Origin of the sequence: Streptomyces bobili, assembly GCF_002154575.1 — a bacterium.
Lineage (GTDB): Bacteria > Actinomycetota > Actinomycetes > Streptomycetales > Streptomycetaceae > Streptomyces > Streptomyces bobili.
Genome location: NZ_MUBA01000212.1, coordinates 18834 through 28174, shown reverse-complemented (window position 1 = coordinate 28174; position 9341 = coordinate 18834). Strand labels below are relative to the sequence as shown.

At 68.0% G+C, this 9341-nt stretch carries 4 protein-coding genes; all 4 read left to right on the top strand.

From position 1 onward, the window contains the following. Nucleotides 1-518 precede the first annotated feature (518 nt). The 4 genes from BZL64_RS18345 (at nucleotide 519) to BZL64_RS18330 (ending at nucleotide 9311) form a co-directional block, all read left to right on the top strand. Nucleotides 519-2729 (top strand): N-6 DNA methylase, encoded by a 2211-nt coding sequence (locus tag BZL64_RS18345; protein ID WP_208639464.1) that lies wholly within the window; start codon nucleotides 519-521, stop codon nucleotides 2727-2729. A 113-nt stretch (nucleotides 2730-2842) separates the two neighbouring features. Continuing rightward, nucleotides 2843-4834 carry a type I restriction-modification system subunit M gene (locus BZL64_RS18340; protein WP_086770274.1) on the top strand — a complete coding sequence of 664 codons (1992 nt, stop codon included), beginning with the start codon at nucleotides 2843-2845 and terminating at the stop codon, nucleotides 4832-4834. Continuing rightward, nucleotides 4831-6132: a restriction endonuclease subunit S domain-containing protein gene (locus BZL64_RS18335; protein ID WP_143663198.1), complete on the top strand. Its 1302-nt coding sequence runs from the start codon at nucleotides 4831-4833 to the stop codon at nucleotides 6130-6132. Before BZL64_RS18340 ends, BZL64_RS18335 begins: the two co-directional genes overlap by 4 nt. Then, entirely contained in the window at nucleotides 6129-9311 is a 3183-nt protein-coding gene (locus tag BZL64_RS18330) for a type I restriction endonuclease subunit R (RefSeq protein WP_086770272.1), read from the top strand. The genes BZL64_RS18335 and BZL64_RS18330 overlap by 4 nt, the downstream gene beginning before the upstream one ends. Nucleotides 9312-9341 lie beyond the last annotated feature (30 nt).

The following is a 9341-nucleotide window of genomic DNA, read 5'->3' as shown; positions in this document are numbered from 1 at the left end:
CGGCGGCGGTCAGCTGGGCGGATGACTGGGGCATGAGTGGGGTCCTGGCTCTCTGGCTCTCGGCGGCGGACGTCAACAAACTACAGCACTCGTCAAATCTGTCAACGTGATTGACGATGCTTTCAGTGCCATGCTTATCTGGCAACGCTTCCGCACTGAACGTCGACTGCGGAGAGCGCTCATCCGTCATGCCCGTACTCGGTCGCACCCTGCGCCGGGGTGCGGGGTCGGGGTGGTCATGGGTCGAGCTCCGTCCAGTTCGGTTGGGTTCGGTTCGGCTGGGTTGAGCGAGTCGGTACGGCGGTGAGCCGCTTCCGTGCGCCGTCAGCAGGCCCCGGCGCAGGGTGCGACCGAGTACGGGCATGACGGATGAGCGCTCTCCGCAGTCGACGTTCAGTGCGGAAGCGTTGCCAGATAAGCATGGCACTGAAAGCATCGTCAATCACGTTGACAGATTTGACGAGTGCTGTAGTTTGTTGACGTCCGCCGCCGAGAGCCAGAGAGCCAGGACCCCACTCATGCCCCAGTCATCCGCCCAGGTGACCGCCGCCGAGATCTCCCGCATCGCGGGAGTCACGCGCGCCACGGTCAGCAACTGGCGTCGTCGGCATGACGACTTCCCGGCGCCGTCCGGCGGCACGGACAGCAGCCCGCTGTACGACCTGGAGTCCGTGCGTTCCTGGCTCGCCTCGCGCGGCCATGTCTCGGCGGCGAGCCCGTCGGAGGAACTGCGCACGACCCTCCGCCTGCACGCGCAGAGCGGCGGGGGAACCTCGGATCTCCTCCTCCTCGTACTCGCGGCGGCGCGCCGATCACCGGAGGAACTGTCGGCCGCCGCACTGCTCCCGGACCCGGACCTGGTCACCCGCGCGCAGCACGACGTGGCGACCACGACCGCGGCCGACGCCGTACCGGCCGGGGACGCCGTCCGCTTCAAGGCGGACGACGCGCCGGTGCTGCGCGCGCTGTACGCGTGTGTACGCGACGAGGGCGGCCAGGCCGCGCTGGGTGTGCTCGCCGAGCGGGAGCTGGAGGACAGCGCCGCGTCCGGCGCGTACCGGACCCCCGAACCGCTCGCGGACCTGCTGGCCGGGCTGATCCTCATCCCCGGATCGCCGGCCCGCGTCCTCGACCCGGCCTGCGGCAGCGGCACCCTCCTGGCAGCCGCCGCCCGACGGGGCGCCCGCGAGCTGTACGGCCAGGACACGCTCCCCGTGCAGGCCCGGCGCAGCGCCGTCAGCCTGATGCTGACGGCCCCGGAGGCCACGGTCACCGTGCGCGCCGCCGACAGCCTCCGCGCGGACGCCTTCCCCGGCCTCGTCGCGGACGCGGTGCTGTGCAACCCGCCGTTCGGCGTCCGGGACTGGGGCCACGACGAACTCGCGTACGACCCCCGCTGGGCGTACGGCGTCCCGCCCCGCGCCGAATCGGAGCTGGCGTGGGTGCAGCACGCCCTCTCGCACCTGACCCCCGGCGGCTACGCGGCCCTGATCCTCCCACCGGCCACGGCGGGCCGCGCGTCGGGCCGTCGCGTACGGGCGGAGCTGGTACGCGGCGGGGCTCTGCGCGCGGTGATCGCCCTGCCGGTCGGCGCGTCGGTGCCGCTGCACGTCGGTCTCCAGATCTGGGTACTCCAACGGCCCGAGCCGGGCGGCCCCGAGCGCAAGTCGGTGCTGTTCGTGGACACGGCGGAGACGGGCGCGGGGGCGTGGGCGGGAGCGAGGGCAGGTGACGGCGGTACGGCCGGCGCCACCCGCACCCGCGGCGGCACGAGTCGGTCCGCTTCCCTGGACTGGACCGAGCTCACAGCACGGGTCATGGGGGCGTGGCAGGCGTTCACGACGAGCCCGGACGCGTTCGAGGGCGAACCCGGTGTCGCGCACGCGGTCGGCGTGGTGGACCTGCTGGACGACGTGGTGGATCTGACCCCGGCGCGTCTCGTACGGGCGTCGCGGGCCGAGGTCGATCCGGCGGAGCTGTCGGCGGAGGTCGACGCCACCCGCCAGAACCTCGTCAAGGCCGCGAAGTCCCTCGCTCGGGCGGCCGGTCACGAGGAGTGGAGCAGCGCGGGCGCCACGGCACGCGAGTGGCGGACGGCGACGGCGGCCGACCTGTCACGCGGTGGCGCGCTGACTCTGCTGCGGACGGTGCCGGAGGGCGGACGGGGCGGCCCTGTGGCGGGCGGGGACGGGCCGACCGAGGCGCCCGAGGCCGCCCGCGCGGTCCTCACCGGCTCCGACATCGCACACGGGTCGGGCCCCACGGGCGACGCGGCGGAGCTGCGCAGCGTCGTGGCGCCGCTGGTCGCGGTCGGAGACGTCCTGGTACGTGCGGTCGCGGGCGGCGACGGCCCGATGGCCAGGGTCGCGGGCGAGGAGGACGCCGGCGCGCTGCTCGGCCCTCACGTCCACCTCTTCCGGCCGGACCCGGCACGCCTGGACGCCTGGTTCCTGGCGGGGTTCCTGGGCGCGGAGGAGAACATCGCGGGCGCGTCGACGGGCAGTACGGTCCTGACGGTCAGCCCCGGCCGACTGCGCGTGCCCCTGCTGCCGCTGGAGGAGCAGCGGCGGTACGGGGAGGCGTTCCGGCACGTGCTCGCACTCCGGGCGGAGGCGCAGCGGGCGACACGGCTGGCGGAGGACACGGCACGGCTGCTGGCGGGCGGGCTGACCGGGGGCCAACTGCTTCCGGGCCGGAACGCGGCAGCTCACCCGCACGGTGCCGATTAACCGCATTGGACATACGGACCTTCATCCACATAGACCACACTTGTCGGCACCCGCGCGGCTCGCTCTGCGGCGCGGTGGGGGCGGGACATCTCAGGAAGGAACTCGGGGTTCAGTTGAACAGCAGTAAGCACACGGAGTTGGCGAACCATGCGTGGTCCGTCGCCGACCTCCTGCGGGGGGACTACAAGCAGTCCGACTACGGCAAGGTCATCCTGCCGTTCACAGTGCTGCGGCGCCTGGAGTGCGTGCTGGAGCCGACGCGGGAGAAGGTCGCGGAGGCGGTCGCCCAGCACAAGGACAGCGGGATCGACCCGGACCGCTTCCTGCGCCGGGCCGCGGGCCACTCCTTCTACAACAAGTCCAGCCTCACCCTGAAGAAGATCGCGGCGGACCCGCAGAACGCGGCACAGAACCTCCTGGTGTACGTGGGGGCGTTCTCGGACAACGCGCGGGGAGTACTCGACCGCTTCGAGTTCGCGCAGCAGATCAAGCGGCTGGACAGCGCCGGACTGCTCTACAAGGTCATCGGCAAGTTCACGGACCTGGACCTGCGCCCCGAGATCGTGCCCAACCACAACATGGGCTACATCTTCGAGGAACTGATCCGCCGCTTCGCGGAGCAGTCCAACGAGACGGCCGGCGAGCACTTCACCCCGCGTGAGGTCATCCAACTGATGGTCCGGCTGCTGGTCGTTCCGGACGGCGACGGACTCCAACTGCCCGGTACGGTGCGCACGGTCCTCGACCCAGCCTGCGGCACGGGCGGCATGCTCTCCGCGATGGACGACCTCATCACCGACCTGAACCCGGGCGCCACGGTGGAGGTGTACGGGCAGGAACTCAATCCCGAGTCCTGGGCGATCTGCCGGTCCGACCTCATGATCAAGGGCCAGAACCCGGAGAACATCGCCTTCGGCAACTCCTTCAACGACGACGGGCACGCCCGCAAGACCTTCGACTACATGCTGGCCAACCCGCCGTTCGGCGTGGAGTGGAAGAAGGTCAAGGAGGACGTCGAGGCCGAGCACACGTCGCTGGGCGAGGCCGGCCGCTTCGGCGCGGGCCTGCCGCGCATCAACGACGGCTCGCTGCTGTTCCTCCAGCACATGATCTCGAAGATGAAGCCGGTGGACGTCAACGGCGGGGGCGGTTCGCGCCTGGCGATCGTCTTCAACGGCTCGCCGCTCTTCTCGGGCGCGGCAGGTTCGGGCGAGTCGGGGATCCGCCGCTGGATCCTGGAGAACGACTGGCTGGAGGCCATCGTCGCCCTGCCCGACCAGCTCTTCTACAACACCGGCATCTCGACGTACTTTTGGATCCTGACCAACCGCAAGAATCCGGACCACAAGGGCAAGGTCGTGCTGCTGGACGCCCGCGACCAGTGGCAGAAGATGCGCAAGTCACTCGGCGACAAGCGCAAGGCCCTGAGCAAGGACCACATCGCGACGGTGGTCAAGCTGTACGGCGACGCGCTGGCGGTGGCGGACGATGCAGAACACCCGCTGCACGGCAAGGTGAAGGTCTTCTCGAACGAGGACTTCGGGTACCAGCGGATCACGGTGGAGCGCCCGCTGAGGCTGCGGTTCGAGGTGACGGAGGAGACGCTGGCGGGGCTGGAGGCGTCGAAGGTCATCCAGAAGCTGCCGCAGGCTTCGGCTTTGGCGGACGCCTTCAAGTCCTTGATGGGAACGAGCTGGGGGACGAAGCAGGAGGCTTGGCTGGCGTTGAAGGACGCGATGGCACAGGCCGGCGAGCTGTGGCCCACGGGCGCGCCGTTCAACAAGGCGCTGCGGGAGGTCATCGGGGTACGGGACCCGGAGGGTGAGGTCCAGCGAGTCAAGGGGCAGCCCGAGCCGGATGCTGAGCTTCGGGACAACGAGAACGTGCCGTTGGGTGAGGACGTCGAGGAGCACCTGGAGCGGGAGGTCCACCCGCATGTACCGGATGCGTGGATCGACCATAGCAAGACGAAGATCGGGTACGAGATCCCGTTCACCCGGCATTTCTATGTGTACGAGCCGCCACGGCCGTTGAGCGAGATCGACGCGGAACTGAAGGCGCTGGAAGCGGAGATCCAGGGTCTGCTGGGGGAGGTCACGGAATGACCAGCGTCGATCAGTGGCTCCGCTCAGCACCCGCTCACTGGAATCGTGGGCGTCTCAAGGATCTCATTTCTACGTCAACGAACGGCACTTGGGGCGGTGACCCAGTCGAGGACGGCAACGACGTCCCCTGCATCCGTGCTGCGGATTTCGAACGCCTGAGCCGTCGCGCAGACCTCTCGAACGCGCCATTGCGCTACGTGGATCCCTCGTCGCTTCGCCAACACCTCCTGCGTCCCGGTGACCTTGTTCTCGAGAAGTCCGGGGGTGGCGAGAAGCAGCCCGTGGGCATGGCTGTCCTGTTCACCGACACTGCCAAGGCGGTCTGCTCCAACTTCTGTGCGCGCATCAAGCCGTCCGCCGACGTCGACTCCCGGTTTCTGAACTACGTGTTCGCCGCGGCGTACGGGCAAGGCCTGAGTCAGGCCGCGATCAAGCAGACGACTGGCATCCAGAACCTCGACACCGGAGCGTTCTTCGCTTCCCCTTGGGCCTTCCCGGCAGAGGAGGAGCAGCGCCGCATCGCCGACTTCCTCGACGCCGAGATCACATCCCTCGACCATGTAGCGAAGTTGCGCCGCGAGCAGCAGGCTCTCCTTATCTCACGCCGGTGGTCGCACTTCCAAGAGGTCCTGGACGCAACTGCCGGACCGGTGATTCCGCTGCGCCGCGTCATACGCTCCGTCATCGACGGTCCGTTTGGAAGTGCCTTTTCCAGCGCCGACTACACCGACGAGGGCGCGGCAGTCGTACGGCTCGGGAATATCGGTTTCGCGGAATACAGGCCGACCGATCAGGCGCACATTCCAATGAGCCTGTACCGGCAATTCCAATACCACAAGGTCAGTCCCGGGGACGTTCTAATCGCCGGTCTGGGAGACGCCAGAAATCACGCTGGACGCGCCTGTGTGGCCCCGGATCTCGGGCCGGCGATCGTAAAGGGAAAATGCTTCCGGGCGCGCCTAGAAACGGAAACGGCCGACGCCGACTTCATCGCCCTACTATTGTCGTCGCCCGTCGGCGCCAGCGCGATCGAGGGTCGAGGCTCTACCCGCTCGATGATCAATCTAGACATTGTAAAAGCTGCGTTGCTACCCATGCCGGAACTACGGAAGCAACGATCCGTTGTTGCCGAGTATCGGCAATCCTGGAAGCGGACCAAGGCGGCCATCGACGCCTGCGAGCGCCAGCTTGATTTGTTGGCCGAACGCCGCCAAGCCCTAATCACCGCCGCCGTAACCGGCCAGTTCGACGTATCCACCGCCAGCGGTCGCAACGTAACCGAAGGAGTAACCGTATGAGCCCCGTGCACGACGAGTCCTCCTTCGGGTCCGCCATAGTCGCCGCCCTCTGCGAGCGAGGCTGGCGGGAGGCGAACCCCGAGGACTACCGAGCCGACCTCGGGCTCGACACCAACGAGTTGTTCACCTTCATCGGCAAGTCGCAGCCCGACGAGTGGAACGAGCTCCTCACCGTCTACGGCGGTAACCCCAACGAGGCACAGCGCGGTTTCGCGCAGCGTCTCGACCGGGCCATCGCCGATGACGGGCTGCTCCACGTCCTCCGGAACGGCGTCAAGGACCGTGGAGTCCGGCTCCGCGTCGCCTACTTCAGGCCCAACCTGATCTCCGCCGAATCCGTCCTCGACGGCTACCGCGCCAACCGCCTCACCGTCGTCCGCGAAGTCCCCTACGCCACCAAGCAGGCTGACTGGGGTCACCGCCTCGACCTCACCCTGTTCCTCAACGGCATCCCGGTCGCCACGGCCGAGTTGAAGAACCCGCTGACCGGGCAGGGCGTCGAGCAGGCCAAGGAGCAGTACCGGACCGATCGCGACCCGACCGAGTTGATCTTCACGCGGCGCGTGATCGCCAACTTCGCGGTGGACCCGGACCTGGTCTTCGTCACGACGCAACTGCGCGGCAAGAGCACCCAGTTCCTGCCGTTCAACACCGGCTCGAACGGCCCCGGCCAGCCCGGCGGGGCCGGAAACCCGGCGCCCACGGCCCACGGCACGTACGCCACGTCCTACCTCTGGGAACACGTCTGGCAACGGGACAACTGGCTCGATCTCCTCCAGCGTTTCGTGCACCAGCAGAAGACGAAGACGCCCGGCGGCGGCACGACCAAGTCGACGATCTTTCCCCGCTACCACCAGTGGGACGTCGTCCGGAAGCTCACCGCGCACGCGTCCGTCCACGGTGCCGGCCAGAACTACCTGATCATGGCCTCCGCCGGGTCCGGCAAGTCGAACACCATCGGTTGGCTGGCACACCGCCTCAGCGACCTGCACGCCCGCACGGATCCGCACGTGCTCCGACCGGATGCTCTCGCCGACGGCCGTATCAAGCCGGGTGAGCCCGTCTTCGACAAGGTCATCGTCATCACCGACCGGCGCGCCCTGGACGCCCAGCTCGCGGCGACCGTCGGCAGCTTCTCGCAGACGGACGGCCTGGTCGTGAAGGTCGACGAGAAGCACGGCGCGAAGAGCGAGCAGCTCGCCCGCGCGCTCTCCCGGGACACGGGGAAGATCGTCACGGTCACCCTGCACTCATTCCCGGCACTGCTGGACTACATCAAGCGCAACCCCACCGAGATCAAGGGCACCCGCTTCGCGATCATCGTGGACGAGGCGCACTCCTCCCAGTCCGGCGACGCCGCCACCGCCGTGAAGTCGGCTCTGCGGGACCTCGGCCTGGACGCCGACTCGGACGAGGACGGCGCGACCAGCGTCACCGTCGACGAGAAGCTGAAGGCGAAGGCGGTCGAACGTTCCGCCGCCGCCAACCTCTCCTACTTCGCCTTCACCGCCACACCCAAGTCCAAGACCCTCGAACTCTTCGGCACGGAAGGCGTGGAGAACGGCAAGCCCGTCTACCGCCCCTTCCACACCTACTCCATGCGTCAGGCCATCGAGGAAGGCTTCATCCTCGACCCCCTGCGCAACTACGTCACCTACGACACCTACTGGAAGCTCGCGAACCTCAACCGCGACGAGAAGGAGGTCGACCCCTCCAAGGCGAACAGCCTGCTCGCCCGGTTCGCGCTCATGCACGAGCACACGGTGTCGCAGCACGCCCAGGTGATCGTCGAGCACTTCGTCGCCCACACCCGCGGCCGGCTCGGCGGACGTGCCAAGGCCATGGTGGTCACGGCGTCGCGCCACTCCGCCGTACAGATGGCCCGCGCCATCCGGAGTTACATCGCCGACCGCGACTACGACACCAAGTACCCGGACCTCCGTGTCCTGGTCGCGATCTCCGGGTCTCTCACCATCGACGGCGAGGAGACCACCGAGGTCAAGGAGAACGGCGGGATCTCGGAGAGCGCACTGCCCAAGGCCTTCGACTACACCCGCGCCGACGACAAGGCCGCGAAGGCCGGCGGCAAGGGCCAGCAGGAGTACCGGATCCTGGTCGTCGCCGAGAAGTACCAGACCGGCTTCGACCAGCCGCTCCTGACGACGATGTACGTCAACAAGACACTGACCGGCATCGCCGCCGTGCAGACCCTCTCCCGCCTCAACCGGACCGCCGAACGCAAGTCCCAGGCCGACCTCGCCGTACTGGACTTCGTCAACGACGCCGAGGACATACAGGACGCCTTCCGCCCGTACTTCGAGGAGGCGCACACCCTGCCCTCCGACCCCAACCTCCTCTACACGGCCCAGAGCCGCGTCATGTCAGCGCCGGTCATCTCCGAGCAGGACATGGACGAGTTCGTCGCCGCGTACTTCGAGGCACAGGAGAAGGCGGCCGGCTCCCAGTCCAAGTGGGAGAAGCTGCACGCCGAGCTGTACCGGCTCCTGTCCCCCGCGGTCATCCGCTTCACCAAGCTCCTGGAGGGCGAGGACGAGGACGGCGTCGAAACGGCCGAGGAGTTCCGCGCCAACCTCACCGACTACGTCCGCAAGTACGGCTTCCTCGCGCAGATCGTGCCGTACCAGGACCCGGAGTTGGAGCGCCTGTATCTCTACGGGCGCTACCTGCTCAACCGTCTCCCCCGACTCGCGGACGGCGGAGTCGACATAGGCGAGGTCGACCTCAGTCACCTGCGCGTCCAGAAGACCGGCGAGCACGACGTGTCCCTCACCCCCGAAGGTGCGGCCGAACTCAAGGGGTTCGGCGACGGGGTGGGCGGCGCCAAGGACGCGGACAAGTCACTGCTGTCCGAGCTGATCGAGAAGTTCAACGCCAAGTTCGGTACGGACTTCACCGAGCAGGACCTTCTGCCGGTCTTCAACCTCACCAACCAGGACCCGAAGGTCCGTGCCGCGGCCCTCGTCAACGACGAGGAGAACTTCGGCCTCGTCTATGACAAGAAGTTCGAGGAGAACATGATGGACCATGTCTCCACCATCGACACCCTCGGCAAGCGCTACTTCGGCGCGGACCGGGACTTCAAGTCCAACCTCGACCGCAGCGCCCGCCGCGCGGCCTGGCGGATGATCCGCCGGGAGGAAGGCCTGGACGAGATCTGATCCGACGGGAGCGGGGCCCGGTGCGACGTG

Excerpts from the sequence above, each read along its gene's own strand:
- BZL64_RS18345 (WP_208639464.1), top strand. The coding sequence starts at position 519 with ATGCCCCAGTCATCCGCCCAGGTGACCGCCGCCGAGATCTCCCGCATC.
- BZL64_RS18335 (WP_143663198.1), top strand. The coding sequence starts at position 4,831 with ATGACCAGCGTCGATCAGTGGCTCCGCTCAGCACCCGCTCACTGGAAT.
- BZL64_RS18330 (WP_086770272.1), top strand. The coding sequence starts at position 6,129 with ATGAGCCCCGTGCACGACGAGTCCTCCTTCGGGTCCGCCATAGTCGCC.